Origin of the sequence: Rathayibacter caricis DSM 15933 (genome assembly GCF_003044275.1) — a bacterium.
GTDB classification, from domain to species: domain Bacteria; phylum Actinomycetota; class Actinomycetes; order Actinomycetales; family Microbacteriaceae; genus Rathayibacter; species Rathayibacter caricis.
The window spans coordinates 672,028-697,103 of sequence record NZ_PZPL01000001.1; the positions used below are offsets into that span (position 1 = coordinate 672,028).

Sequence of the window (25,076 nt, forward strand, 5' to 3'; positions counted from 1 at the left end):
GCTCCGATCCGCATCCTCCACGCGCGCGAGCCTGCTCAGGAGCGCGAGGTCCACTCCAGCAGTCGCCCGAGCGGCCACGTCGTCACGATGCTCTCCTCGGGGACGCCGAGCCGCTCGGCGCGCTCGGCCCCGTAGTCGAGGAGCCCGAGCTGCCCCGGAGCGTGCGCGTCGCTGTCGATCGAGAACAGGCAGCCCGCCTCGATCGCCAGGGCGATGAGCTCGTCCGGCGGATCCTCCCGCTCGGGGCGGGAGTTGATCTCGACGGCGGTCCCGTGATCGGCGCAGGCCCGGAAGACGGCCCCCGCATCGAACTCCGACGGCGGCCGCGTGCCGCGCTCCCCGCTCACCAGCCGCCCGGTCACGTGTCCCAGCACGTCCGTCCGCGGATCGGAGGCGGCGGCGACCAGTCGCGCGGTCATCTCGCGTCGCGGGGTCCGCAGCTTCGAGTGGGCGCTCGCCACGACCACGTCGAGGCGGTCGAGGAGCTCCGGCGTCTGATCGAGCGAGCCGTCCTCGAGCACGTCCACCTCGATCCCGCTGAGCAGCCGGAGCGAGCCCGTCTCGAGGGTCGCCAGGTGCGCGAGCTGCTCCTCGAGCCGCTCCGCACTCAGACCGTGCGCGACGCGCAGGCGCGGCGAGTGGTCGGTGAGAGCGAGATACTCGTGACCCAGCGCGAGAGCGGCGTCCGCCATCGCGGCGATCGGAGTCGCTCCGTCCGACCACTCGCTGTGGCTGTGCAGATCGCCGCGCAGCCGGGCGCGGAGAGCGCTGGTCGGCAGGGGGCTGCTGCCGCGCAGGTCGGCCAGGTAGTCCGGCACCCGCCCGTCGCGGGCCTGGCTGATCACGGTGAAGGTCGTGTCGCCGATGCCCGCGGCGCGACGCACGGCACCGAGGTCCTCGCGCTCCGCCGCAGGCAAGCCCTCGAGCACCGCGATCGCCTTGCGGAACGCCTTCGCGCGGTACTTCGACGCGCGCTCGCGCTCGAGCAGTGTCGCGATCTCCTGCAGCGCCGCGATCGGATCCATGACCCCGGTCTACCAGAGACCGGAGCCGCCGCTCACCCCCTCCGCTCCACGAGCGCCTGCAGGGCGTCGCGCACGAACCGGGCGCCCTCGACGCCTCCGTAGTGCACCGCGAAGCGCTCGTCGGCGACGTACATCCCGCCGAGCCCGAGCAGGTACTCGTCGCTCGGCCCGCCGTCGGCGCCGCGCGGAGTGCCGGGGATCCCCGCCAGCCACGCGCGGTGCCGCTCGGCGAGGGCGAGCGCCCGGGCGCCGGAGGGATCCGCTCCGCTCGAGGCGGCGGCGATCCAGTCGGCCGCGAGGTCCTGCTGCGCGAGCGTCCACCGCTCCTTCTCCTCCGCGCTCATCGACCGCCACCAGCGGTCGCCCTCGGCGTACGCCGGCGCACCCCAGCGGCGCTCCACCTCCTCGCGGTACTCCGCGTGGTCGAAACCGTCGAACATCTCCTCGGCCATCGGCCCGTTCCCTTCTCTCATCGTCGTGATGGTGCGGCGGACGGCCGCGATACGACGGCGCAGGCGCCGCTGCTCGTCCTCGAGCACGTCAACGTGCCGTTCGAGGGCGGTGATCGGCTCGGTGTCTCGGCGCAGGATCCGCCCGATCTCAGCGAGCCCCAGGCCGAGGTCGCGCAGCAGCAGGATCCGCTGCAGCGTCACGAGCGCCGCGGCGTCGTAGTAGCGGGTGCCGCCGGCCCCCACCCGGCTGGGCGCGAGCAGGCCCACGGCCCCGTAGTGCCGCAGCGTCCGGCTCGTCGTCCCCGCGAGCCGCGCCACCTCCTGCACCGACCACTCCTGCTCCACGACGCCCTCCTCCCTCACCGCGATCCGTCGACAGGAGCGACCGTACGGCTTGACGCTGCGTCAACCGCAAGGCCCGCATTCGGCCGAGCCGGGAGCGACGAGCCTTCGGAATCGCTGAGCACTCTTGCCGCGTGCGCAAAACGCGATATATCGTGACTCTCACCACTCGCGATATATCGCGTCACACGCATCCGCTCCACTCCGGGGCGAGAAGAAGAAGGAGGACAGCATGTCGCTCGAGAAATGGCTCGTGCAGGCGGGCGAATCGAAGGTCATCGACCTCGATGTCGTCCGCTCCGTCAAGATCGCCCTGGTCGGAGGTCAGATCGACGTCATCGCGCACGACGAGCCGACCGCCCGCGTCGAGGTCCACAGCGTCGGCGGACGCCCGCTCAAGGTCTCGATGGACGGCGACCGCCTCGAGATCGACCACATCCAGCTGCGCTGGGACTCGATCGTGGAGGTCGTGAAGGGCCTCGGCCGCCGCGGCGACCGCGCCGATGTGAGCCTCCTGGTCCCCCGCGGTGTCGCGCTCAAGTTCGACACCGTCTCGGCCGACGGCCTCGTCTCGGGCCTGCACAGCGACGCCCGCGTCTCGACCGTCGGCGGCGACGTCGTGATCGACGGCCTGCACGGCGACATCGACGTGAACACCGTCCACGGCGAGCTCTCGGTGCGCAACCACACCGGCCGAGTCGCCGCGCACACCGTCTCGGGCGACGTCACCGCCGCCGGCGCCCTCACCCGCTTCACGGTGGACGGCGTCTCGGGCAGCGTCTTCGTCGACGCCGAGGGAACCCCCGACGAGATCCAGGCCAACACCGTCAGCGGCGACCTCACCGTCCGCATCGACGAGGGCCTCGGCGCGCGCTACCGCATCAACACCGTCTCGGGCACCCTGCAGCTCGACGGCTCGGTCGTGCGCGGCACGTTCGGCCGCGGCTACACCTCGACCACCGGATCCCTCGACTCGAAGTGGGTCGACATCGCCGCCAACTCGGTGACCGGCGACGTCGTCGTCGTGCGCCGCAGCACCGCGGGAGCATCCGCCCCCGCCTCCGTCGGCGAGAGCGCCGGCTGGGGCTCGCCCGACGCCGGTTCGTCGACCGACGACCAGCGCCCGATGGACGGAGGCGCGCTGTGAGCCCCGTCTTCGCGCATGGACGCCTGCGCCTCTACCTGCTCAGCCTCCTCGCCGAGGCGCCCAAGCACGGCTACGAGCTAATCCAGGCCCTCAGCGACCGCTTCGGCGGCACCTACGCTCCGAGCGCCGGCACGGTCTACCCGCGCCTCGCGAAGCTCGAGGAGGAGGGGCTCGTCACCAAGGAGGCCGACGGCCGCAAGACCGTCTACTCGATCACCGACGAGGGCCGCGCCGAGCTCGCGAACCGCGCCACCGATCTGGGCGACATCGAGGACGAGCTGACGGATTCGGTCCGCCGCCTCGCCGACGAGGTCCGCCTGGGCGTCGCGGAGGCGATGAAGAGCCTCCGCGCCGACCTCGCCAGCGCGGCCCGCGACGCACGCGGGGATCGCGGCGACCGCACCCCCGAGCACTCGGCCGAGCAGCCCCCGCGCACGCAGGACGAGCCCGCCGCCGCGCCCGCTCAGGAGTCGACCCCCGCGCCGACCGACGCGCGCACCGCCTCCCGCCTCGCCCTGCGCGACGCGGAGGTGCTGCTCACCGAGTTCCGCGACGAGCTGCGGGCCGAGCTCCGCACCGCCGCCTCGCAGGGCTCCGTCACGCCGGCCAGCGTGGACGCGCTGCGGTCGGCCCTCGAGCAGGCCCGCGCCTCCGTCCGCTCGACCCTGAACTGACACCGGGACGACCCGCAAGACACCGCTGAAGGGCGGGGAACCCGTGAGGGATCCCCGCCCTTCAGCACGTCTCAGTCGTCGAGCCGCGCCCGCTCGAGCGGATCCGGCGAGAAGCGTCCGCGCGGGATCCGCGAGCGCACGAGCATCCCGAGGCCGATCAGCGCGGCCGCCGAGCCCATCACGATGCCGCTCACGGCGTCGATCCGCCCCTGCGATTCCGCGTGCACCAGGCTCAGCAGCGCCGTCTGCGCGAGCACCAGCAGCACGAGGGCGGCCGCGATGTTCGCCAGGCGCGCGGCCTCGAGCAGCAGGGCCCGCTGCCGCCGGGCCGTGATCGTCCCGACGATCGCGAACGTCAGCTCGGTCAGCGCGATGACCGCCAGGGCGAGCGCGATCGGCTGCGGGAACGTCGCCTCGGGCGAGTCGTCGACGAACTCCCACGCGGAGGCCGACGTGTAGAGGACAGCGCTGATCGCGATCATCCGCCCGATCACCCGGTAGAGCCGTCGCTGCACGGCGAAGTCGACCCGCACGCCGCGCCGGGAGTGGTGCGCCCGGAAGACGAGCACCCGCGAGACGGCGACCGCGGCCGTGACGAGCACGTTCGCGAAGAGGAACAGCGACGGGGCGGCGACCGTGAGGGCGATCTTGCCCAGGACGACCAGGATGCTGATCGGCACGCCGAGCCCGATGAGCAGGACACCGCGCTCGTAGGTGTCGCCGACCGCCGAGCGCAGGCGGTCGGCGGGGGTCGGCACGACGACCGCGGTCGTCTCGGGCAGTGCCTCCGGGCCCGTCATGCTCCTCCTCCGCGTCCGCACGCGCGGGACACCCCATTCTCCGCCCTCGAACGCGCCAAAAGGCGCGCCTACTCCCGCCCCACCGCCAGCGCCTCCTCCTCGACGTCGAGGAACGCGAGCGCGCTCACCACGGCGGGCTCCTGGTAGCGCCCCTCGGCGCGCGCCCGCAGCACCGCCTCCCGCTCGGCGGCGATCATCACGCGCCGGAGCCGGTTGTACGAGTGGGTCAGCGGCTCCGAGTCCTCGGCCGCCGGCGGGTTCTCGAGCGCGTCCGCGAGGAACGTGGCGTTCCGCCGCAGCCGGTCGAGCACCCGCTCCTCCACTCCGTCCTGCGGCTCCTCGTCGAGCCGGGCCAGGCCGGCCGTCTGCGCCTCGGCGAGCAGCATCTGCTTCTCGACGTGCTCCTGCATGTCGTTGGGCGGCGGCAGCTTCAGCACGCGGATGAGGCTCGGCAGCGCGAGCCCCTCGACGAGCGTGCCGGCCACCACCACGAAGGCGAGGAACTGCAGGAACTCCCGCTGCGGCGTCTCCTCGGGCAGGAGGAACGCGGCGGCCAGCGTGACGACGCCGCGGATCCCCGCGAACGAGACGCCGATCGCCGTCGGCCAGGTCCAGCCGCGCTGCTGCAGCCGCCGGGGACCGTGCCGGTAGAGCACGGTCGTCATGATCATCCACAGCACGCGGCTGCCCATCAGCGTCGCGAGCAGGGCCGCGCTGATGCCCACGGTCTGCCAGAGCCCGATCCCGGAGTCGGCGGTCGCCTCGACGACCGACGCGAGACTCAGCCCGATGAAGAGGAACACCGCGTTCTCGAGCAGGAACTGGATCGTGCGCCAGTTCAGCGACTCCGCGATGCGCGCCTGCGCCGACTGGATCACCGGCGCCCGGAAGCCCAGGTAGAGCCCGGCGACCACGACCGCGAGCACCCCCGAGCCGTGCAGCAGCTGCGCCGGGATGAAGGCGAGGTACGGAGTCACGAGCGACAGGCTGGTGTCGAGCACCGAGGACTGCACCTGCTTGCGCACGGCCCCCAGCACCACGGCGACGACGATGCCCACGCCTCCGCCGACGACCACGGCGAGCACGAAGTCGAGGGCGACGCCGCCCGGAGTGACGGTGCTGGCCAGCGCCAGGATCGACGCATTCAGCGCCACGAGCGCGGTCGCGTCGTTGAGCAGGCTCTCGCCCTCCAGCACCGTGAGCATCCGGCGCGGCAGGCGGAGCCGTCCGGCGATCGCGGTGACCGCCACCGCGTCGGTCGGAGCGACGATCGCCCCGAACGCGAGGGCCGCGGCGATCGAGATCGCGGGCACGACCGCCCAGGCCACCGCCCCCACCACGAGCACCGTGAAGACGACCAGGCCGACCGAGAGCAGCAGGATGCTGTCGCCGCGCGCCCGGACGTCGAGCACGGAGGTGCGGATCGCCGCCGCGTAGAGCAGCGGCGGCAGGATCCCGAACAGCACCACGTCGGGCTCGACCACGACCTCGGGGATCCCGGGCACGAACGAGGCGAGCGCGCCCACCGCCACGAGGGCGACGGGCGCCGACCAGTTGACCCGGCCCGAGAGCCCGGTCACCAGGACGGTGACGACGACGAACGAGACGATCCAGACGATCGCGACGACCGGCTCCTCCACAGGGCCCCTCCCCGGGGCGCGGACGGCGCGCCTCCGGGCACCATCATGGCGCGCGGAGCGGACCCGCGGAGGAGCGCCCGAGGATCAGCCGAGCCGCCTCAGCGCTGCGCGTCGTGCACGTCGCGCGCCTTCATCACCCGCGCCGAGTCGACCGGGTTCATGCCGAGCACGATCTTGCCGCGCGAGTGCCGCTTCTCGAGGTCGTCGAACGCGTCCTGCACGAAGCCGTAGGGGTAGAAGCCCGAGACGAGCACGCGCAGCTTCTGCGCGGCGACGAGGCCGACCAGCTCGCCGAGGATCTCGGTGTCCTGCGCCGCCGTCTCGGCGTCGGGCCAGACGGCGCGGAGCTCGATCTCCTTGCGGTCGTCGCTCGAGTGGTACCGGCTGCCCTCGATGCCCAGCGACGCGGCGAGCTCGTCGTTGCCGCCGAAGTTGTCCAGGAACGCCGTGACGCCTCCCGGGGCGGCCTCGCGGATGCGCTCGGCGATGCCGTCGCCGTACACGATCGGCTTCACTCCGATCTGGCGGAGGTAGTCGAAGTTGCGCTCGCCGCACGTGCCGATGACGGTCGCCCCGCGCAGCTTCGCGAGCTGGATCTCGAGACTGCCGACCCCGCCCGCCGCGGCCGAGACGACCACGGTGTCGCCCGCGGCGACGTGCACCGCCTCGAGCGCGCGCCAGGCGGTCACGCCGGCGAGGAACAGCGCGCCGCCGACCTCCCAGCTGACCGAGGCGGGCTTGGGCACGAGGTTCTCGCGCGGCACGACCACGTGGGTGGCGTGCGAGCCCACGAGCGCGTGACCGACCACGTCGCTCTTGAGCTTGAGGTCGGTGACCCCCTCGCCCAGGCCCACGACGACGCCGGCGAGATCGGTGCCCTGGCGCATGGGGAAGACCGCGGAGTGGTCGGAGTCGAAGCGGCCCTCGCGGATGAACGCCTCCATGTGGTTCACGCCCGCGGCGAGCACCTCGACGAGCACCTCGCCCCGGCCGGGCACCGGCCTCTCGACCTCCGCGACCTCGAGCACGTCGGTACCGCCGAAGCGGGAGTACTGGACCACACGGGCGGAGTCGGAGCGGAGACGGTTCATGGGCTCATCCTGTTCCTCCCCGCACGAGAACCGGTGACCCCCGAACGGGGACGTGCGCCTCGTGGCCACCCGGATGGGCCGCGCGAATCCGTGAGGGCACGAATCATTCGTGCTGCGACGAGTGGCAGGATGAGCGGGTGGAACCGGACCCGCTCGCCCTGCAGAACCAGGTGTGCTTCTCGCTCGCCGTCGCCGCGCGCACCGTCATCGGCCTCTACCGCCCGGTCCTGGAGCCGATGGGCCTCACGCATCCGCAGTACCTCGTCCTGCTCGCCCTCTGGGAGCGCAGCCCCCGCTCGCTCGGCGACCTCGGCGACGCGCTGCACCTCGAGCCCGCCACCCTCAGCCCCCTGGTGAAGCGGCTGGAGGCGAACGGCCACGTCACCCGGACCCGCAGCACGGAGGACGAGCGCCGCCTCGACGTCGCGCTCACCCCGTCCGGGGCGGCGCTGCGCGAGGAGGCACTGCAGGTGCCTCCGCAGATCGTCGAGCGCCTCGATCTGCCCCTCGACGACCTCGTCGCGATCCGCGACTCCCTCACCCGCCTCATCGGAGCGGCGTCCCGCCCCTGAGGCCTGGCCGACGCCCGCCTGGCCCCTGGCCGACGACTGTCGGAAAATCCCCGGTCACAGCGACGGATCAGCCCGCTCACGGCTGCACTCCCGACGGCTTGACTCGCCTTGCGCACGGAGTAATGTCGTCGCTCGTGACTAAAGAGGGCCCCGGGTCCGACGCGCTGGCCTCCGCCTCCGACGCCGGCGAACTGCGGACGGCGAAGCACTTCTTCATCGGGGAGCCCCTCTCGAGCGACAAGCTCGAGGGCCAGCTCCTCAAGAAGCGGCTCGCGCTCCCGATCTTCGCCAGCGACCCGCTCTCCTCCGTGGCCTACGCGCCGCAGGAGCTGCTGATGATCCTGCTGCTCGGCGGGCTCTCGTTCCTCACCTTCGCTCCGTGGGTCGCGGCCTGCGTGGTCGTCCTGCTGCTCGTCGTGGTGCTGAGCTACCGGCAGCTGATCCGCGCCTACCCCTCGGGCGGCGGCGACTACGAAGTCGCCCGCACCAACCTCGGCGAGACGGCCGGCCTCACCGTCGCCTCCGCCCTCCTGGTCGACTACGTGCTCACCGTGGCGGTCTCGGTCGCCTCGGGAGTCGACAACATCATCTCCGCGGTCCCCGAGCTCGCGCCGCTCCGGGTCGAGCTCGCGATCCTCTTCGTGGTGCTGCTGGCCGCGGTGAACCTCCGCGGCGTCTCGGAGTCGAGCAGGGCGTTCGCGATCCCGACGTACCTCTTCGTCGTCAGCGTCTTCGTCATGGTCGTCGTCGGCCTCGTCCGCACCCTGCTGGGCGACGCGCCCGTCGCGGAGTCGGCCGGCTACACCGTCCGCGCCGAGGAGCTCACCCAGGCCGCCGTGGTGCTCCTCCTGCTGCGCTCGTTCGCCAGCGGATGCGCGGCCCTCACCGGCGTCGAGGCGATCTCGAACGGCGTGCCCGCGTTCCGGGCCCCCAAGGTGAAGAACGCGCAGCGCACCCTCGTGGCGATGGGCTCCATCGCCATCGTGCTCTTCGTGGGACTCACCGCGCTCGCCCTCGTCTCGGACGTGCACTACGCCGAGGACGCCTGCCACCTCGTCGGCTTCGCGGGCTGCGAGGACACTCCGCAGCGCTCCGTGATCGCGCAGGTCGCCGCCGCGACCTTCGGCAACGGCTCGATCCTCTTCTTCGTGATCCAGGCGGCGACCGCGGCGGTCCTCCTGCTCGCGGCGAACACCGCCTTCAACGGCTTCCCGCTGCTGGGCTCCGTGCTCGCCCGCGATGGCTTCGCCCCGAAGTCGCTGAACGCCCGCGGCGACCGCCTGATCTACTCCAACGGAGTGATCATCCTCGCGCTCGTCGCCGCGATCATCCTGCTCGTCTACCAGGCCTCGCTGACGAGCCTGGTGCAGCTGTACATCATCGGCGTCTTCGTCTCGTTCACCCTCGGGCAGACCGGCATGGTGAAGCACTGGATCCGGCTCATCAAGCAGGGCGAGGGCTCCCGCACCGTCTACACGAGCCTGGGCATCAACCTCTTCGGAGCGGCCCTGACCTTCGTCGTCCTCGTGATCGTCACGATCACCAAGTTCACGCACGGCGCCTGGCTCGTCTACCTGGTGATGCCGATCCTGGGCGTCCTGATGGCCGGCGTCTACCGCTACTACCGCGACGTCGAGAAGGAGATCGAGGTCGATCCGACCACGACCTTCGGAGCGAACGGCGACCACGCGATCGTGCTCGTGGGCCGCATGAACAAGCCGACGCTGAAGGCGCTCGACTACGCGATCGCCGCTCGGCACGAGACGCTCGAGGCCGTCCACTCCTCCATCGACGACGCCCAGACGGCCCAGTTGAAGGCCGACTGGGACCGGATGGACATCCAGGTGCCGCTGCGCTGCGTCGCCTCGCCCTACCGCGACATCTCGTACCCGCTGATCAAGTACATCAAGGCGCACCGCCTCGAGCACGGATCCGAGATCACCACCGTGTACATGCCGCAGTACATCGTCGGCCACTGGTGGGAGTCGTTCCTCCACAACCACAAGTCGCGCCGGATCCGCCAGAAGCTGCTGCTCGTGCACGGGGTGACCGTGGCGCTGGTGCCGTGGCTGCTCGACTCGTCCGAGCTGATCTACGGCCGCCGCTCGCGGCCGATCCCGGGCCAGGCCCGCCGTGGGGAGCCGGTGCGACCCGTGACCCGTCGGCCGATCCCTCCGGCGTCCGTGCTGCCCAAGGGCGCTGCCGGTGAAGGCGCGCCGCGCAGCCACTCCCGCACCGCAGCAGCCGTCCGCACCAAGAAGGGCGGCAAGCGCCGCTGATCCGGCGCAGAACCTCTGCCGAGACGGGGCGTCGGCCACGATCGTGGCCGAGCGGGTCTCCTGGCTGAGGTTCTGCGGCACGACGCCGCTGAGGCTCTGCGGGCGCCGCCCCGTGAACGGATAGAGGGCCCGCGGCCATCGGCCGCGAGCCCTCGATTTCCCCTTGTGCCTTCCCCCGAAGGCGGCCCGCCCCAACGGGCCGATCTCGACGCTATCGGCGGGCTATGGACCTGCGCATCCTCCTCACGACGGATCCCCACCCGCCGTGAGGTGGGGGGCCGGGGACACGACGAGCCGGTGCAGGAGCGCGATGGCGAGGGCCGCGCCTCCCGTGCAGATCACGGTGAGGATCGCCGCGTCGACGACCGAGGAGCGGTACTCGGGGGCCAGCGGATCGAAGCCCGCGACCGCGAGGACGATCCCGACGGGCACGACGGCCGCCGCGAGCACGACCGACCAGGCCGCGAGGCGGACTGCGGTGCGCCCGTCGGGAGCGAGGGGGCGGGGCCGGTGCGCGACGTACCAGACCAGCGCACCGATGCCCAGGCCCACGAGCCCCAGCACCCCGCTGCCGTACTGCAGCCACTTGTAGACCGGGAACGGCCCGAGTTCACGCTCGAGCGCGGGGATCGCCACGACCCCCGCGCCGGACAGGTGGGTGAACGCGTCCCAGACCACGTGCGTGGCGGCTCCGATCACGATGCCGGCCGCCGTCAGGAGCAGCGCCGTGACCCACGCGCGCGCACCCCGGGGCGACGGTCGACGCGGACGGAAGCGCATCCGCACGATCCGCGGCGCGAGGTCGCGCCAGGCGGGCTCGAGCAGCACGAACCAGAGGGCGAGCCCGACGGCGCCGAGCGCCAGGTCGACCGTGACGACGCCCAGGAGCGAGTGGGTCGCGGTGCGCGCACCCTCCCACGGCAGGTACATCCCGATGTCGGGCATGACCGCGCCGGAGGCGACGGCGCTCGCGGGGATGCGGCCGTTCCTGAAGGCCAGAGCGACGACGGCGTGGCTCGGAGTGAACGGCATGCTCCACGGTATCCCGACGGCGACGGCGGGCGTCGGGAAGCGACAGCCGGTCCCGCGCCGGACCACCCGCGCGGGGGGAGCTCGGAGGAGCGCGACCGTAGAATCGCACGGACGTCCGGCCCGCCGGACTCAGGTGACGACGGATCGGAGCGGGTGTGCGGAAGGCGTTCGCGATCCTCCGACTCGCGCTCGCGGGTCTGGGCGTCGTGGGCCTGGTCGCCGACTTCTTCTACACGCTCGGCTTCCGCGCGTTCCAGATCGACAACTTCTTCGCCTACTTCACCACGCAGTCGAACATGGCCGGAGTCGTCCTGCTCGGCCTCTCGGGGCTCGTCGCCCTCGCCCGCACCCGCGAGCCCCGCTGGCTCAGCACCGTGCGGGCCCTCGTGCTGACGTACATGGTGGTCTCGGGCATCGTCTTCGGCCTCATCGCCGTGGAGGCAGGCAATCGCGGCGTCCGCGTCGACGTGCCGTGGTCGAGCGCGCTGCTGCACTTCGTGATCCCGACGCTGGCGATGCTCGACTGGATCCTCGGCCCCGGCCGGCGCCCCGTGCCGTGGCGCTCGACCCTCACCGTGCTCGGCTTCCCGGTGGTCTGGGGCGTGATCACGCTGGTCCGCGGCGCCCTCATCGGCTGGTACCCGTACTTCTTCCTCGACCCCGACCAGGTCGACGGCCCGGTGATGTACGTCGTCTACGACGTGATCGTGCTCGGGCTCATCTCGGGCATCGCGGCGTTCGTCGTCGCGCTCAGTCGAGTCCGCCCGCTGGGCGAGTCGCACACCGCGGAGTGGCGCGGCCCGTTCGCGAGGCTGCGCGAGCTGGTCAGCCGGGGACGACGGCGAACGGCTCCAGCGCCGTCACCGCGACCGTGAGCAGCTCGTCGTCGCTGAGCGCCTGCAGCGACAGCGCCTGATCGGCGCCGACGAGGCCGATCAGCACCGTCTCTCCGGTGACCGGCTGCAGGTTCACCCACTCCGTGATGCCCGCCTCCGAGCCCACGAGCGACCACCGGACGGCCGACACCGCGTCGGCGTCCGCATCCCAGAAGGACTCGTCGAAGCGGAGCCACAGCGTCTCGACGACACCGGAGCCGATCGCCGCGATCGCGGTGCGGTGCGCGAACGGCAGGGGCGGATCGAACACGATCGCGTCGGTCTTGAGCACGCCGATCGGCACCGTGACCAGCACGCGGTCGGCCGAGAACGACTCCCCCGTGGCGAGGCGGACGCTGGCGCCCTCCTCGTCGTAGCCGATGCCGCTGACGACGGCGCGCAGCGAGACCTCGACGTCCTCGAGCAGCGACGCGACGAGCGGAGCGAGGCCGTCGGTGAGGACGGCGTCCGCGCGCTCGGAGTCGTCGTCGAGCTCCTGGGCCGTGGTCGCCGCTGAGGCGTCGCCGAGCCCGTACCAGGACGAGAGCTCCGCGGGGGCGGCTCCGGTCGTGAGCGCCGCCCCTCCCGCGAGGAAGGCGGCGACCCGCTCGGGCTCGCCGTCGCCGCTGCCCGCCTCCGCCTCGGCCGGGTCGGCGGCACCGGACCCGGCGAAGGCCTCGGCGAGCGGCACGTCCTCGGACTGCTCGGCCCCCCACTCCAGCGCCCGGGTCAGAGCGTCGGCGCCGGTCGTGCCGACGTCGAGGACGGAGCCGTCGGGCGCGACCGAGCGGATCGCCGCGAGGTCGATCGGAGTGGTGCCCACTCCCGCGTCCAGGACGCTCTCGCGCAGGGCCGGGCCGGCGCCGGCCAGCGCCCACGCTCCGCTGTCGACCGCGACGGGCCAGCCGTCGGGCTGCGTGGTCGCGATGCGGCCCCCGGTGCGCTCGCGCGCCTCGACGAGGGTGACGTCGTAGCCCGCGTCGACCAGGCGGCGCGCCGCGATCGCCCCCGCGAGCCCCGCTCCGACGATCGCGATGCGCTCTCCGTCGCCCGCGACCGCCGCGATCTCGCCGGCAGCGCGGACGCCCGAGTTCCAGGCGCCCTGCAGGGTGCCCGGCTCGGACGAGTCGGTCGCCTCCCCGGCGAAGAAGACGCGGTCGAGCACGTTCTGCGCGAGGTCGTCGCGGTGCTCGGGAGTCGCTCCGACGGGCAGGTAGGAGGTGCTGCCGAGCGCGAAGGGATCGGTGCCCCAGGCGGAGCGCACGAACGCCGAGGGCGTCGGAACGGCGGTGGTGCTCGGCGTGGGCACGGGCGCCTTCGTCACCGAGCGGGTGGGCGTCGGACGCGGCGGCGTGCAGCCCGCGAGGACCAGGAGGCCGACCCCCGTGGCGGCTCCCGAGAGGAAGGTGCGGCGTCCGATCGTCATCCCCGACATCCTACGTTCTCGCCTCCGAGCGCCGCCCTCGGCCCGCCCGTGAGCCTCGCGCACTCTTGCCCGCTCCTCCGTCGCCACCGCAAGGCCCGGCGGACGCCCGACCGCGAGTGGTAGACCTGGACCATGAGCAACGACATCCGCGAACTCGCCGAGGGCGAGAGCTACCTCGCCTTCTTCCAGGGCGGCCCCTTCGACGGGCAGACCGAGACCCGCGTCAGCACCGACGGCGGCTACGAGAAGGAGGTGGACGTCTACGCGGCCGTGGACGGCCAGGAGACCCACCTCGTCTACACCGCCGTCGCCGCGAAGGAGGTCGGCGAGTCGGTCCACGTGACCTTCACCCTCGACGCCCCCGACTCCGACCCCATCGAGGACCACGAGGACCGCGGCGGCGGATTCCAGTAGGCACGACCCCTCAGGGACGCCGTCCCGGCTTCGGCCGGGGCGGCGTCCGTCATTCCCGGCCGCCCCGCCTGTGACGAACCATGACGTCCCCCCTGCGGGTGTCGAGGTGCCCCTCCTACGATCGCCGCTGGAGCGGCCGAGCAGCGGGCGCCGGACGGAGACGACGATGCCCACCACGAACGCGACCCCCACGATCGGCCAGCAGTCCACCGAGTTCACCACCGGATTCACGGCCGCCATCGGCGACGACCTCGCGGCGGTCTTCGCCGGCGAGCAGGCCGACCTCGTCTCGGCCGGAGTGCCCGACCACGCCGTGTCCGCCGGCGACGAACTGCCGGACGCGACGGTCCTCACCGTCGACGGCGACTCCGTCGCGCTGTCCTCCGTGCTGGGCGACAGCGCGGCCGTGCTCGTCTTCTACCGCGGCGCCTGGTGCCCCTACTGCAACCTCACGCTCCGCCACTACGACGCCACCCTCGCGCCGGCCCTGCGCGAGCGCGGGGTCGCGTTCGTGGCGATCAGCCCCCAGACCGCCGACGGCTCGCGGTCGACGGGCGACGGCGAGCTCGGCTTCACCGTCGTCTCGGACCCGGGCAACACCCTCGCCGGGCGCCTGGGCATCGTGACGGCTCCGAGCGACGCGGCGATCGACGCGCACACGTCCCTCGGCTTCGCGGTGAAGGACTCCAACGCGGACGACACCCCCGCGATCCCGTTCCCGACCGTGCTCGTGGTCGACGCGGGCCGCGTCGTGCGCTTCGCCGACGTGCACGTCGACTACACGACCCGCACCGAGACCGACGAGATCCTCGCCGCGGTCGACGACCTGGCCTGATCCCCGACGGAGCGGGGAGGCCGTTGTCAAGCCTCCCCGCCGTCCGGGCGCTCTCCCCATCCGGCTGCCTAGTCTCCTTCGAACCACCATCGACGCCGACGGACGGCGCCGGAAGGAGAACCCGCATGACCGAGATCACCGCGCACCACGGCCTCTTCAAGGACACGAACCTCCACGTCGACGACACCGGCGGCTCGGGCCGCCCGATCGTCCTGATCCACGGCTGGCCGCTCTCGGGCGAGTCCTGGTCGGAGCAGGTCCCGGCGCTCACCGCCGCCGGCTACCGCGTCGTCACCTACGACCGCCGCGGATTCGGCCGCAGCGACAAGCCGCTCACCGGCTACACCTACGACACGCTGACCGAGGACCTGCACGCGCTCCTCACCGAGCTCGACCTGCAGGACGTCACGCTGGTCGGCTTCTCGATGGGCGGCGGAGAGGTCGCCCGCTACTTCTCGAAGTACGGCACCGAGCGCCTGCGCAGCGTCGTGTTCGCCTCCGCGGTGCCGCCGTACCTGATGAAGGGCTCCGACAACCCGGACGGCCCGCTCGAGAAGTCGCAGGCCGCCGAGATGACGGCCGGTCTCACCAAGGACCAGGACGCGTTCTACGACGACTTCACCACGCAGTTCTTCTCGGCGAAGGGCACGCTCGTCGTCTCGGAGGAGCAGCGCCAGGACGCGCTCGCCCTCGCGAAGCAGTCGTCGAAGGTCGCCGCGCTCGCCTGCATGACGGCGTTCGCGACCACGGACTTCCGCGAGGACCTGCCGCTCGTCACCGTCCCCACGCTCGTCATCCACGGCGACAGCGACGCGACGGTGCCGTTCGAAGGCTCGGGCGCGCGCACGCACGCCGCGATCCCCGGCTCCGAGCTGCACGTCGTCGAGGGCGGCCCCCACGGCGTCAACGTCAGCCACGCGGAGGAGTGGAACGCCCGCGTCCTCGAGTTCCTCGCGAAGTAGCGCCGGTCCCCTCCCCGCTGATCGAGCAGCGCGGCGCTCTCCCCCCTCTTGCTGATCGAGTAGGCCGCGCAGCGGCCTTATCGAGATCCACCACCGCCCGGTGCCCGTGGGTCTCGATACGGCCCTCCGGGGCTACTCGACCAGCAAGGCTGCCTGCGCTTTCCGTGGGAGCGGCGGGCCCGGCCGCACCCTTGCTGATCGAGTAGGGCGCGCAGCGGCCGTATCGAGATCCACCGCTCCCGGAGCCCGTGGGTCTCGATACGCCCCTCCGGGGCTACTCGACCAGCAAGGCTGCCTGCGCTTTCCGTGGGAGCGGCGGGCCCGGCCGCACCCTTGCTGATCGAGGAGGCCGCGCAGCGGCCGTATCGAGATCCGCCAGCGCCCGCAGTAGCGGCGTCAGCCCTTCTCGGCGCCCTCCGTCGTGTTCATGATCCGCTTCTGGAAGACGAAGAACAGCACCGCCACCGGGATCGACATCAGCACCGCCGCCGCCAGCTGCAGCGGGTACTGGTTGCCCGTGCCCAGCTGCCCCGAGACGAGCGAGGCGACTCCCGTCGTCAGCGTGTTCAGCTCCGGCGACTGCCGCGAGACCACGAAGTGCGAGAACTCGTTCCACGAGCCCTGGAACGACAGGATGAACAGCGTCACGATCGCCGGCCGCGCCATCGGCACCACGATCGAGCGGAACGTGCGGAACACGCCGGCCCCGTCGATCCGCGCGGCCTCCTCGATCGACAGCGGGATCGAGTCGAAGAACTGCTTCATGATGAAGATGCCCGCCGCGTCCACGATCAGCGGCACGATCATCCCCGCGTAGCTGTCGTAGAGCCCGAGCTGCTTGAGGATCAGGAACCGCGGGATCAGCAGGACGACCGCCGGCACGCTCATCACTCCGATGAACAGCGCGAACAGGAAGCCCCGCCCGCGGAAGTTCAGCCGCGACAGCGCATAGCCGGCGAGCGAGTCGAAGAAGACGCGCCCGATGGTCACGAACACCGTCACGATCACCGAGTTCAGGGTCCACAGCGGCAGCGGCACATCGGTGAAGAGCCGCTCGTACGAGGCGAACGACCAGGTCGCGGGGAGCAGCGACAGCGGGTTCGACGTCGCATCCGCATCGGTCTTGAAAGACGACGCCACCGAGATCAGGAACGGGTAGATGTAGACCAGCGCGAGCGCGATCAGCAGCAGGTAGCCGCCGATCAGCGAGGCGCGTCCGCGGGCACCGAGGTGCACGCGGCGGCGCGGGAGCGGTGCGGCGGGCGTCTCGTCGACGGCCCGGGTGCCGGAGTCGATCAGGGTGCTCATCGCACACCTCCCGTGGTGAGGGTCGTGGCGGCGTCGGCGCGGGCCGCACGACGTCGGCGGCTGCGGGGCTCGCCCTTGTCGCGCAGCAGTGCCCGCTGCAGCAGCGTGAGCACCACGATGATGAAGAAGAGGATGAACGCGATGGCCGCGCCCTGACCCCAGCGGAGGTCCGTGAACGAGGACTCGTATGCGAGGAACGCGGGCGTGAGCAGCGTCTTGCCGGGAGAGCCGCCTCCGGTCAGGTAGATCTGGTCGAAGACCTGCCAGGTGCCGATGAGGCCGAGGGTGAGCACCGTGAACAGCGTGGGCTTGAGCATCGGCAGGGTCACCGAGAAGAACTTGCGGAGCGGCCCCGCGCCGTCCATCAGTGCCGCCTCGTCGATCTCGGCTCCGATGTTCTGCAGAGCCGCGAGGAACAGCAGCATGAAGGTGCCCGACGTGGTGAAGATCGCCATCGTGATCAGCACGCACATGGCGACGGAGGGGCCCGACAGCCAGTCCCACCAGGTGAGGCCGAGCGGAGCGGCGGCGGCGAGCGGGCCGGAGCCGTCGAGTCCGACCGCGCCGAGGGCGCTGTGCAGGATCCCGGAGGGGTCCGCCATCCAGGTCGGACCGTCGGCGCCGAACCAGCCGAGCACCGCGTTCACGACGCCCGAGGCGCTGAAGAGGAACAGGAAGATCACGGTGATCGCGATCGACGAGGTGACGGAGGGGAAGTAGAAGGCGGTGCGGAAGAACCCGCGCCCGCGCAGGATGCGCCGGTTCACCTGCACCGCGAGGAACAGCGCGAGAGCCGTCTGCAGCGGCACCACGAGCAGCACGTAGTAGAGGTTGTTGCGGATCGAGGTGCCGAAGTCCTTCTGCGCCAGGCCCGGCTCGGTGAGCACCGCCTGGTAGTTGTCGGCGCCGACGAACTGCGCGGTCGGACCCAGCGGCGAGCCGAGGCCGTTCCAGTTGCTGACGCTGACCCACAGCGCGAGGCCGATGGGCAGCACGAGGAAGACGCCGATGACGAGGATCGCGGGGAGGGTGAAGAGCCAGCCGTAGCGGGCCTCGTGCCCGCGGATGCCGGAGCGGCGCCTGCGGGCGGGTGCGGGGGCGGTCATCGATGCGTCTCCTTCGACGTGTCGGGCTGAGCTGGGGCGGGGCGCGGGGTTCGCTCTGCAGGTAACGGTTCGATCTGCAGGGGTGCCGATCTGCAGGACTTCGCGCCGTCTGCAGGGGATCGACGTGCGATCTGCAGGGGATCCTCGCGGGAGAGCGCGTTCCTCCGCTCGCAGGAGTCGGAATCTCGCGGATCCCCTGCAGATCGTGCAGATGCCTGTAGATCGTGCGAGCGCCTGCAGATCGTGCAGATGCCTTCAGATCGGACAGGTGCCTGCAGACGGTGCGAATGCCTGCAAATCGGACGGGGGCCTGCAGATCGTGCAGGCGACCGGAGGCGACAGGTCGGGTCCCGCCGCCTCCGGCGCGCGGCTACTTCGCGTTCGCGGTGTCGAGCGCGTCCTGCAGGTTCGTCTGCAGGTCGGCGAGGATCGCCTCCGGGTCGCCCGACGCCAGGCCCTCAAGGGCGGAGTTGAAGTCGGTGATCACGGTGGCGGCGCCCGCGAAGGCGACCGGGCTGACGGCGTAGTCGTTGCCCGACACGAAGGCGGCGTTCTCGGGGTACTTCGTCGCGTACTCCGCGGCGCCCGTCTCGGTCGAGGGGATCACTCCGAACGCGTCCGAGAACGCGAGCTGTTGCTCGTCGGCGGTGAGGGACTCGACGAGCGACTGCGCCTGCTCCGCGGTCTCGCTGCCGACCGGGATGCCCCAGCAGTTGCTGAAGGTGAAGGTCGACTTGCCACCGGGGCCCGCGGGGAGCTCGGCGACGGTGTAATTCACGTCGGGGTAGTCGGCCTCGAGCGCGCCGTTGATCCACGGGCCCTCGATGACCATCGCGGCGGCGCCCTTGCCGAACGCCTCCCCGGACCAGCCGGAGTCGAGGTCGGCCGGGAACTTCAGCGTCCCGTCGGTCAGCAGCTTCTTCACCTCGGTGAGCCCGGCCACGTTCTCGGGAGTGTCCGCGGTGACGGTCTCGCCGTCCTCGGACAGCAGCGAGCCGCCGGCCTGGTTCATGAAGGTGCCGATGCGCGCGTACTCGGCGCCGAAGGAGAGTCCGGTCACTCCGCTCGCGGTGAGCTTCGCCGCAGCCGACTCGAGGCCCGCCCAGTCGGTCGGGATGTCGGCGTCGGTGAGACCGGCGGCCGCCCAGAGGTCGGTGTTGATGACGAGACCCAGCGTCGAGAAGTCCTTCGGCTCGCAGTAGAACTGGTCGTCGTAGGTGAACGCCTCGCGCAGCGCCGGGTAGAACGCGTCGGCGTTCCCGGCGTCCTGCGCGTAGGGCTCGAGGTAGCGGTTGCTCGCGTAGGTCTGGAACTGGTCCCAGCTCATGTAGAAGAGGTCGGGCGGGTTGCCTCCCGAGAAGCCCTGGCCGAGCTGCTGCGTCAGGTCGCTGGCGGCGACGACCTCGACGGTGGTGCCGTTCTCCTCGCCCCAGGCGTTCACGGCGTCGGTGACCGCGGTGGTCTCGGCGTCACCGGACGAGCCGATCATCACCGTGAGTCCGGCGTCGGACGACGAGTCGGAGGAGGAGCCGCCGCTCGAGCAGGCGGCGAGAGTGACCGCGAGGCCGCTCGCGAGGATCGCGGCACCCCAGCGTGCCGCGGTGGAGGTGGATGTCATGGCCTGACCTTTCGTGATCGGGAGGTGCACCGGGAGGTGCTCGGGGCTGTGGGAGTCAGAGGTGGAGGGGAGTCCGCACGACGAGGTGCGGCTCGACGAGGCGGTGGGCCTCTCCGGAGGCGAGCTCGCGGTGCACGATGTCGTCGCCGCGCTCGCCGAGGAGCAGCTCGAGGGCGCCGGCCGCGACCGCGCCGAGGTCCTGCTCGACGCTCGAGAGGCCGACGGCGGCGGCGACCGGGGTGTTGTCGAAGCCGACGATCGAGAGGTCGGGGCGGCCGACGGCGACGGCGGCCATCGAGGCGCCGAGCGCGAGGGAGTCCGAGACGCAGACCAGACCGTCGACCGCGGGGTTCGCCTCGAGGAACGCGATCGCGGCGGACCGGGCCTGCTGCACGTCGTCCTCCGCCTCGGCCCGCAGCAGTGCGACTCCGGGGAACCGCTCCCCCATGACCCGCTCCCAGCCGTTGCGGCGGTCGTCGCCGGTCGCGGATCCGCTCGGCCAGCCGAAGAACGCGACGGTCGCGCACCCCTCGTCGGCGAGGTGCCGGCTGGCCTGCGCGACTCCGGAGGCGCCGTCGACGTCGACCCAGAGGTGCTGCGGATCGCCCTGGTCGTCCAGCCCCCAGGGGCGGCCGAACGTCACGAAGGGCACGCCCTGCTCGCGGAGCCACGCGGTGCGCGGGTCGCCGTAGAAGGTCGAGGTGAGGACGAAGGCGTCCACGTCGGCCCCGTCGCGGAGCCGTCCGATCTGCGCGATCTCGTCCTCGGGGGTGCTCGCCGTGTAGAGCAGGATCCGCATGCCGCGGGCATCCGCCTGCTCGGTCACGGCGTGGAGGAACCGGTCGAGCAGGCTGCCGGAGATACCGTCGAGCACGCGGTCCATCCGCACGCCGATGGTGCCCGACTTGCGGGTGCGCAGGCGGCGGGCGGAGGCGTGCGGCCGGTACTTGAGGTCGGCGATGGCCTTCTCGACGCGCTCGCGGGTGCCGGGACGCACGATCGACGGGCTGTTGAGCACGTTCGAGACGGTCTGGCGCGAGACTCCGGCGGCGCGGGCCACGTCTTCGACGGTCGGCAGTGCCATGCGTCCTCCTCGACGGGTCCGGGTGCGGTTCGATCGTTCCAACACGGCGGCGAGCGCCGATTTGATCGATCAAATGCGAGTGCTACATTACCTCCGACCGCGGTGCTGTCAACCGGCAGCCACCGACGGCCCGATCCCGTAGGCGCTGCACGACGCGGCCCGCACCGACGATTCAGTGAGGAGTCGACCGTGACGACCGAGCGCGACGACCGCAGCAGCACGCCCCTCCAGCCCCTCCTCCACGAGGCCGTCGTCCTCCTCCGCGCCCCCTCGCAGCTGTGGTGCGACGAGACGGGCGAGCTCGGCGCGCAGCCGATCCACGGGCTCTACCACGGCGACGTCCGCGTGCTCGCCGCAGCGTCCCTTCTCGTCGGCGGGCTCCCCCTCGAGCCGATCGCGGCCGGACGCGACGGGGCCTCCTCCGCCCGCTTCACCGGCCTGGCCCGCCGCCTCGACGACGCGTCGGCGGATCCCCGGTTCCGCGTCGTCCGCACGCGCGCCGTCTCGGCGGGATCGCTCCGCGAGAGCATCCGCCTCGAGTCGGCCCTGGCCGAGGAGGTCGCCACGCGACTCGACCTCGCGCTCGAGCCCGACTTCTCCCTCGTGCACGTCGTGAAGGCCGGCCTGCGCGACGACGTCGACGTCCGCACCGAGGCGGGCGACGGATCCGTCGTGTGGACCTCGGGCAGCGCCCGCGCCGAGGTGCGCGCCCCGGGCGCCGCGATCGCGACAGGAGCGAGCACCACGCTCTCCTGGGACGTCGTGGTCCCGGCCCGCGGCACCGTCGAGGTCGAGTGGAGCATCGCGATGGAGGACTCCGCCGCGGTCGTCGCCGGAGCCCCCGGCCCCGCGGAGTGGAGCGGTACGACGGTCGACGCGGGCGACTCCCGCCTCGCGTCCTGGTGCCGCGTCGCCCTCGACGACCTCGACGCCCTGCGGATGGTCACCGTCGACCGTCCGGACGAGCCGTTCCTGGCCGCCGGCGCGCCCTGGTTCTTCACCCTCTTCGGCCGCGACTCGATCTGGGCGGCGCGGATGCTCCTCCCGCTGGGCACCGGGATCGCCGGCTCGACCCTGCGCGTGCTCGCGGGGCTCCAGGGCACCGAGCACGTGGCCGGCACCGCCGAGCAGCCCGGCAAGATCATGCACGAGCTGCGCTCGACGACGCTCGAGATCCCGGGCGAGGGCGTCTCGCTCCCCCCTCTCTACTTCGGCACCGTCGACGCCACGGCGCTCTGGGTCTGCCTGCTGCACGACGCCTGGCGCTGGGGGCTCCCCGACTCCGAGGTCGAGGCCCTGCTGCCCGCGCTCGAGGCGGCGCTGCGCTGGCTCCGCGACGACGGCGACTCCGACGGCGACGGCCTGCTCGAGTACGTCGACACAACCGGGCACGGCCTCGCCAACCAGGGCTGGAAGGACTCGGGCGACTCGATCCAGTGGCGCGACGGCACCCTGGCCGAGGGCCCCATCGCGCTCTGCGAGGTGCAGGCCTACGCCTACGAGGCGGCGATCGGAGGCGCGGCGCTGCTCGAGCGGTTCGGCCGCGACGGAGCCGCGTGGCGCGAGTGGGCGGCGGACCTGAAGGAGCGGTTCGCCCGGTCGTTCTGGATCGACACGGCCGACGGCGGCTACCCGGCGATCGCCCTCGATGCGCGGAAGCGCCCCGTCGACACGGTCACGAGCAACATCGGTCACCTTCTGGGCACCGGGATCCTGCCGCCCGACCGCGCCGCGCGCGTGGCCGAGCTGCTGGTCTCGCCCGAGCTCTCCTCCGGCTACGGCCTGCGCACCATGTCGACCGACTCCGACGGCTACTGGCCGCTCTCGTACCACGGAGGAACGGTCTGGGCCCACGACACCGCCATCGCCGTCACGGGGCTGGCTCGCGACGGCTTCGGGGCCGAGGCGACGACGCTCGCGCGGGGCCTGCTCGCCGCCGCCGAGGGCTTCGACTACCGGATGCCCGAGCTGCACTCGGGCGATTCCGCCGCCGAGGCGCCCGCGCCGGTGCCCTACCCCGCCGCCTGCCGTCCGCAGGCCTGGTCGGCGGCCGCGGCCGTGGGAGTGCTGTCGGCGGCGCTGGGGCTCGCGCCGGGCGGGGAGACGCTCGTCGTCGCTCCGATCTCGCCCGCCCTCGCCGGGCCGATCCGGGTCGACGGGATCCGCCACCGCGGGTCCGTCGTGGCGGTGGACTGGGACGGGCGCGTCTGAGCCTCGGCCGTCAGGGCAGCCGTCGTCAGGGCAGCCGCGCCACCACCGCGCGCGCGATGGTGCGCCCCGAACGGTTCGCTCCGATGGTCGAGGCCGTCGGTCCGTAGCCCGCGAAGAACACCCGCGGGTCGGTGAGGGACGCGCCGTTCGCGACGGCGACTCCGCCCTCGCGCTCGCGCAGTCCGAGCGGCGCCAGGTGGCGCAGCTCCGGTCGGAATCCCGTCGCCCAGATGATCGCGTCGGCGCGCGTGAAGCTCCCGTCGGGCCAGCGCACGCCGTCCTCCTCGATCGAGCGGAACACGCCCCGCTCGCGGAGCACCCCGCGCTCGATCCCGGCCACGACCCTCCGGGTGCGCTGCACACCGGTGCCGCCGACGATGCTCGGCAGGGCACGGCCGGCCCGCGCCGCGCGGTCCTGCTCGGCCACCGCCTCCACCGCCGACTCGAAGGCGAGCTGCTCGCCGTCGCGGAACTCGACCGGGCGCCGCGTCGCCCAGGTGACCGAGCGCGCGACCCGCTCGAGTTCGAGCAGGAAGCCGATCGCCGAGGTGCCGCCGCCCACGACGACGACCTGCTTGCCCGCGAAGTCCTCGGCCCGCACGTACTCCGTGGTGTCGATCTGCACGCCCCTGAAGCGGTCGCGGCCCGGGTAGTAGGGCACGAACGGCGAGCCCCAGGTCCCGGTCGCGTTCACGACGAGGCGGGCGTGCTCGACGGCGCGGTCCGTCTCGATCACCAGAGCGGAGGAACGGTCGCCCGGTATCGCACTCGTGACGCTCCGCACCGCCTCGGGACGCCGGACGGGCAGCTCGTAGGCCCGCTCGTAGGCGCCGTAGTACTCCGTGACCACGTCGCGCGCCGGACGGCGCCGATCGGCGGTCGAGAACGAGAGGCCCATCCGGTCCATGCCGGGCAGATCGTGCACGCGGTGCGCCGACCCCAGCCGCAGCGCCTCCCAGCGGAACTGCCACGCACCTCCGGGCTCGGGCCCGCGGTCGAGGACCACCAGGTCACGGCCGGATTCGAGCCCCAGGCGCCGCAGGTAGTAGGCCACGGCGAGACCGGCCTGACCGGCGCCGATCACCACGACGGAGCGCTGCGCGGAGGCACGGTCCACGCTGCTCCCCCCGTCGTCGAGGGGCCGCCTCGATCCGGATGCCCAGGGCCCGGAGTGGCGTGTGCCCCGTCTGCTAAACTACCGGGTAGATTTCACTGTTCTCAGTTCATCGTTCGTAACCACGTCGTTGATAACCACTTCCCCAGCCGGCTTCATCGCCCGTCTGGCCTGTCATCGTGAGGGGGTCACCCATGGGGCGCGGCCGTCAGAAGGCGAAGAACACCAAGATCGCCCGTGAGCTGAAGTCGTTCAGCCCGGCGGTCGATTACAGCGCGCTGGAGCGAGAGCTCAGCCACCCGGACGAGCCGGACTACTCGAAGTGGATCGACGCCGAGGACGACGGCGACGACACCGACTTCGTCGAGGAGCAGCACCAGAAGCGTGCGTGACGCATCGTCGTCGTCGGGGTCGTCCGGTTCGGGCGGCCCCGACGTCGTTTCCGGAGTGGTCGAGCAGCTGTCCACACGCGTCGCCTACGAGACGCCGTGGATCCGCGTCCGCGAGGACGAGGTGCTCTGGCCCGGCGGGAGCACGGGCGTCTACTCGGTCGTCGAGCGCGACGACTACGCCCTGGTCCTCCCCCGCGAGGGTGACGGATTCTGGCTGGTCGAGCAGTTCCGCTACCCGATCGGTCGTCGCGCCTGGGAGTTCCCGGCGGGCGGCTGGCCGCACGGCTCCGCAGGCGGCGACGCCCTCGCGCTGGCACGCGCCGAGCTCCGCGAGGAGACGGGTCTGCGGGCGGGACGGCTCCGGCACCTCGGCCGGTTGAGCGAGGCGTACGGCTTCGTCGCCCAGTCCGTCGACGTCTTCCTCGCCGAGGAGCTCGAGCACGGCGAGCACGCCCGTGAGGCCACCGAGTCCGACATGGTGCAGCGGTGGTTCGCGGACCACGAGGTCGCCGAGTTGATCCGCGGCGGCGCGATGATCGAGACGGCCGCGGTCGCGGCACTCGGGCTCTTCTGGATGGACCGCGGCCTGGTCCCGTGAGCGGATCGGCGCCGGGATCGGCTCCCGAGCTGCACATCCGCCCCGATTCCGGAGCCGTCACTCGCTCCGGACGGTCGAT

At 72.2% G+C, this 25,076-nt stretch carries 23 protein-coding genes; 11 read left to right on the forward strand and 12 right to left on the reverse strand.

The genetic code is table 11. The features are described from left to right. Positions 1-35: 35 nt before the first annotated feature. Both C1I63_RS03150 and C1I63_RS03155 read right to left on the reverse strand, forming a co-directional pair. The gene (locus tag C1I63_RS03150; RefSeq protein ID WP_107573744.1) at positions 36-1,025 is read right to left on the reverse strand and encodes a PHP domain-containing protein; all 990 of its coding nucleotides are present in this window, start codon (positions 1,023-1,025) and stop codon (positions 36-38) included. Positions 1,026-1,057: 32 nt separating this feature from the next. After that, a complete protein-coding gene (locus C1I63_RS03155; protein ID WP_107573745.1) occupies positions 1,058-1,822 on the reverse strand; it encodes a MerR family transcriptional regulator in 765 nt (254 codons plus the stop codon). A gap of 229 nt (positions 1,823-2,051) precedes the next feature. Here C1I63_RS03155 and C1I63_RS03160 point away from each other — a divergent pair, with 229 nt between their 5' ends. Continuing rightward, positions 2,052-2,966 carry a DUF4097 family beta strand repeat-containing protein gene (locus C1I63_RS03160; RefSeq protein WP_244906967.1) on the forward strand — a complete coding sequence of 305 codons (915 nt, stop codon included), beginning with the start codon at positions 2,052-2,054 and terminating at the stop codon, positions 2,964-2,966. Next, positions 2,963-3,640 (forward strand): PadR family transcriptional regulator, encoded by a 678-nt coding sequence (locus tag C1I63_RS03165; protein ID WP_107573746.1) that lies wholly within the window; start codon positions 2,963-2,965, stop codon positions 3,638-3,640. Before C1I63_RS03160 ends, C1I63_RS03165 begins: the two co-directional genes overlap by 4 nt. A gap of 71 nt (positions 3,641-3,711) precedes the next feature. Here the strand turns inward: C1I63_RS03165 and C1I63_RS03170 are convergent, their stop codons facing one another. From C1I63_RS03170 to C1I63_RS03180, 3 genes are all read right to left on the reverse strand, one after another. Continuing rightward, positions 3,712-4,440, reverse strand: coding sequence for a hypothetical protein (locus C1I63_RS03170; protein ID WP_107573747.1), 729 nt, complete (start codon positions 4,438-4,440; stop codon positions 3,712-3,714). A 68-nt stretch (positions 4,441-4,508) separates the two neighbouring features. After that, a complete protein-coding gene (locus C1I63_RS03175; protein ID WP_107573748.1) occupies positions 4,509-6,080 on the reverse strand; it encodes a cation:proton antiporter in 1,572 nt (523 codons plus the stop codon). A gap of 98 nt (positions 6,081-6,178) precedes the next feature. Beyond that, positions 6,179-7,171 carry an NADP-dependent oxidoreductase gene (locus C1I63_RS03180; RefSeq protein ID WP_107573749.1) on the reverse strand — a complete coding sequence of 331 codons (993 nt, stop codon included), beginning with the start codon at positions 7,169-7,171 and terminating at the stop codon, positions 6,179-6,181. A 137-nt stretch (positions 7,172-7,308) separates the two neighbouring features. Between C1I63_RS03180 and C1I63_RS03185 the strand changes: the two genes are divergently transcribed. Beyond that, positions 7,309-7,743, forward strand: a complete 435-nt coding sequence (locus C1I63_RS03185; RefSeq protein WP_055789311.1) for a MarR family winged helix-turn-helix transcriptional regulator — start codon at positions 7,309-7,311, stop codon at positions 7,741-7,743. A gap of 122 nt (positions 7,744-7,865) precedes the next feature. Then, positions 7,866-10,022 (forward strand): APC family permease, encoded by a 2,157-nt coding sequence (locus C1I63_RS03190; protein WP_107573750.1) that lies wholly within the window; start codon positions 7,866-7,868, stop codon positions 10,020-10,022. A 243-nt stretch (positions 10,023-10,265) separates the two neighbouring features. On the opposite strand, the gene C1I63_RS03195 is transcribed toward C1I63_RS03190, so the two are convergent. Continuing rightward, positions 10,266-11,054, reverse strand: coding sequence for a DUF4184 family protein (locus C1I63_RS03195; RefSeq protein ID WP_107573751.1), 789 nt, complete (start codon positions 11,052-11,054; stop codon positions 10,266-10,268). A gap of 155 nt (positions 11,055-11,209) precedes the next feature. Here C1I63_RS03195 and C1I63_RS03200 point away from each other — a divergent pair, with 155 nt between their 5' ends. Then, positions 11,210-11,929: a Pr6Pr family membrane protein gene (locus tag C1I63_RS03200; protein WP_055789305.1), complete on the forward strand. Its 720-nt coding sequence runs from the start codon at positions 11,210-11,212 to the stop codon at positions 11,927-11,929. Here the strand turns inward: C1I63_RS03200 and C1I63_RS03205 are convergent. Next, positions 11,880-13,355 (reverse strand): NAD(P)/FAD-dependent oxidoreductase, encoded by a 1,476-nt coding sequence (locus C1I63_RS03205; protein ID WP_170116302.1) that lies wholly within the window; start codon positions 13,353-13,355, stop codon positions 11,880-11,882. The two genes, C1I63_RS03200 and C1I63_RS03205, sit on opposite strands and share 50 nt — an antisense overlap. Before the next feature lie 132 nt (positions 13,356-13,487). On the opposite strand from C1I63_RS03205, the gene C1I63_RS03210 reads away from it, so the two are divergent. The 3 genes from C1I63_RS03210 to C1I63_RS03220 all read left to right on the forward strand — a co-directional run bounded on the left by C1I63_RS03210 (position 13,488) and on the right by C1I63_RS03220 (position 15,566). Further along, complete coding sequence (locus C1I63_RS03210; RefSeq protein ID WP_055789301.1) at positions 13,488-13,769, forward strand: hypothetical protein; 282 nt, start codon at positions 13,488-13,490, stop codon at positions 13,767-13,769. A 166-nt stretch (positions 13,770-13,935) separates the two neighbouring features. After that, positions 13,936-14,604, forward strand: a complete 669-nt coding sequence (locus tag C1I63_RS03215; RefSeq protein ID WP_107573753.1) for a peroxiredoxin-like family protein — start codon at positions 13,936-13,938, stop codon at positions 14,602-14,604. A gap of 125 nt (positions 14,605-14,729) precedes the next feature. Continuing rightward, positions 14,730-15,566 carry an alpha/beta fold hydrolase gene (locus C1I63_RS03220; protein ID WP_107573754.1) on the forward strand — a complete coding sequence of 279 codons (837 nt, stop codon included), beginning with the start codon at positions 14,730-14,732 and terminating at the stop codon, positions 15,564-15,566. Between the two features lie 396 nt (positions 15,567-15,962). Here C1I63_RS03220 and C1I63_RS03225 read toward each other — a convergent pair whose 3' ends face one another. The 4 genes from C1I63_RS03225 to C1I63_RS03240 all read right to left on the reverse strand — a co-directional run bounded on the left by C1I63_RS03225 (position 15,963) and on the right by C1I63_RS03240 (position 20,682). Next, positions 15,963-16,874 (reverse strand): carbohydrate ABC transporter permease, encoded by a 912-nt coding sequence (locus tag C1I63_RS03225; RefSeq protein WP_055789292.1) that lies wholly within the window; start codon positions 16,872-16,874, stop codon positions 15,963-15,965. Beyond that, the gene (locus C1I63_RS03230) at positions 16,871-17,980 is read right to left on the reverse strand and encodes a carbohydrate ABC transporter permease (protein ID WP_107573755.1); all 1,110 of its coding nucleotides are present in this window, start codon (positions 17,978-17,980) and stop codon (positions 16,871-16,873) included. The genes C1I63_RS03225 and C1I63_RS03230 overlap by 4 nt, the downstream gene beginning before the upstream one ends. Before the next feature lie 370 nt (positions 17,981-18,350). After that, a complete protein-coding gene (locus C1I63_RS03235) occupies positions 18,351-19,598 on the reverse strand; it encodes a sugar ABC transporter substrate-binding protein (protein WP_107573756.1) in 1,248 nt (415 codons plus the stop codon). Positions 19,599-19,653: 55 nt separating this feature from the next. Further along, positions 19,654-20,682: a LacI family DNA-binding transcriptional regulator gene (locus C1I63_RS03240; protein ID WP_107573757.1), complete on the reverse strand. Its 1,029-nt coding sequence runs from the start codon at positions 20,680-20,682 to the stop codon at positions 19,654-19,656. Between the two features lie 189 nt (positions 20,683-20,871). Between C1I63_RS03240 and C1I63_RS03245 the strand changes: the two genes are divergently transcribed. Continuing rightward, positions 20,872-22,893: a glycogen debranching N-terminal domain-containing protein gene (locus tag C1I63_RS03245; RefSeq protein WP_170116303.1), complete on the forward strand. Its 2,022-nt coding sequence runs from the start codon at positions 20,872-20,874 to the stop codon at positions 22,891-22,893. A gap of 25 nt (positions 22,894-22,918) precedes the next feature. Here C1I63_RS03245 and C1I63_RS03250 read toward each other — a convergent pair whose 3' ends face one another. Then, on the reverse strand, positions 22,919-24,010 hold the full coding sequence (locus C1I63_RS03250) for an FAD-dependent oxidoreductase (RefSeq protein WP_107573758.1): 1,092 nt from the start codon (positions 24,008-24,010) through the stop codon (positions 22,919-22,921). A gap of 191 nt (positions 24,011-24,201) precedes the next feature. Between C1I63_RS03250 and C1I63_RS03255 the strand changes: the two genes are divergently transcribed. Then, complete coding sequence (locus C1I63_RS03255) at positions 24,202-24,399, forward strand: DUF3073 domain-containing protein (protein ID WP_055789263.1); 198 nt, start codon at positions 24,202-24,204, stop codon at positions 24,397-24,399. Continuing rightward, positions 24,392-24,997 carry an NUDIX domain-containing protein gene (locus C1I63_RS03260; RefSeq protein WP_200930994.1) on the forward strand — a complete coding sequence of 202 codons (606 nt, stop codon included), beginning with the start codon at positions 24,392-24,394 and terminating at the stop codon, positions 24,995-24,997. The genes C1I63_RS03255 and C1I63_RS03260 overlap by 8 nt, the downstream gene beginning before the upstream one ends. Positions 24,998-25,076 lie beyond the last annotated feature (79 nt).

Bases quoted from the DNA above. Each gene is read 5' to 3' on its own strand.
- C1I63_RS03255 (WP_055789263.1), top strand. From the start codon at position 24,202: ATGGGGCGCGGCCGTCAGAAGGCGAAGAACACCAAGATCGCCCGTGAG.
- C1I63_RS03150 (WP_107573744.1), bottom strand. From the start codon at position 1,025: ATGGATCCGATCGCGGCGCTGCAGGAGATCGCGACACTGCTCGAGCGC.
- C1I63_RS03235 (WP_107573756.1), bottom strand. From the start codon at position 19,598: ATGACATCCACCTCCACCGCGGCACGCTGGGGTGCCGCGATCCTCGCG.
- C1I63_RS03220 (WP_107573754.1), top strand. From the start codon at position 14,730: ATGACCGAGATCACCGCGCACCACGGCCTCTTCAAGGACACGAACCTC.
- C1I63_RS03230 (WP_107573755.1), bottom strand. From the start codon at position 17,980: ATGACCGCCCCCGCACCCGCCCGCAGGCGCCGCTCCGGCATCCGCGGG.
- C1I63_RS03205 (WP_170116302.1), bottom strand. From the start codon at position 13,355: ATGACGATCGGACGCCGCACCTTCCTCTCGGGAGCCGCCACGGGGGTC.
- C1I63_RS03190 (WP_107573750.1), top strand. From the start codon at position 7,866: ATGTCGTCGCTCGTGACTAAAGAGGGCCCCGGGTCCGACGCGCTGGCC.
- C1I63_RS03170 (WP_107573747.1), bottom strand. From the start codon at position 4,440: ATGACGGGCCCGGAGGCACTGCCCGAGACGACCGCGGTCGTCGTGCCG.
- C1I63_RS03160 (WP_244906967.1), top strand. From the start codon at position 2,052: ATGTCGCTCGAGAAATGGCTCGTGCAGGCGGGCGAATCGAAGGTCATC.
- C1I63_RS03195 (WP_107573751.1), bottom strand. From the start codon at position 11,054: ATGCCGTTCACTCCGAGCCACGCCGTCGTCGCTCTGGCCTTCAGGAAC.
- C1I63_RS03215 (WP_107573753.1), top strand. From the start codon at position 13,936: ATGCCCACCACGAACGCGACCCCCACGATCGGCCAGCAGTCCACCGAG.
- C1I63_RS03180 (WP_107573749.1), bottom strand. From the start codon at position 7,171: ATGAACCGTCTCCGCTCCGACTCCGCCCGTGTGGTCCAGTACTCCCGC.
- C1I63_RS03240 (WP_107573757.1), bottom strand. From the start codon at position 20,682: ATGGCACTGCCGACCGTCGAAGACGTGGCCCGCGCCGCCGGAGTCTCG.
- C1I63_RS03210 (WP_055789301.1), top strand. From the start codon at position 13,488: ATGAGCAACGACATCCGCGAACTCGCCGAGGGCGAGAGCTACCTCGCC.
- C1I63_RS03225 (WP_055789292.1), bottom strand. From the start codon at position 16,874: ATGAGCACCCTGATCGACTCCGGCACCCGGGCCGTCGACGAGACGCCC.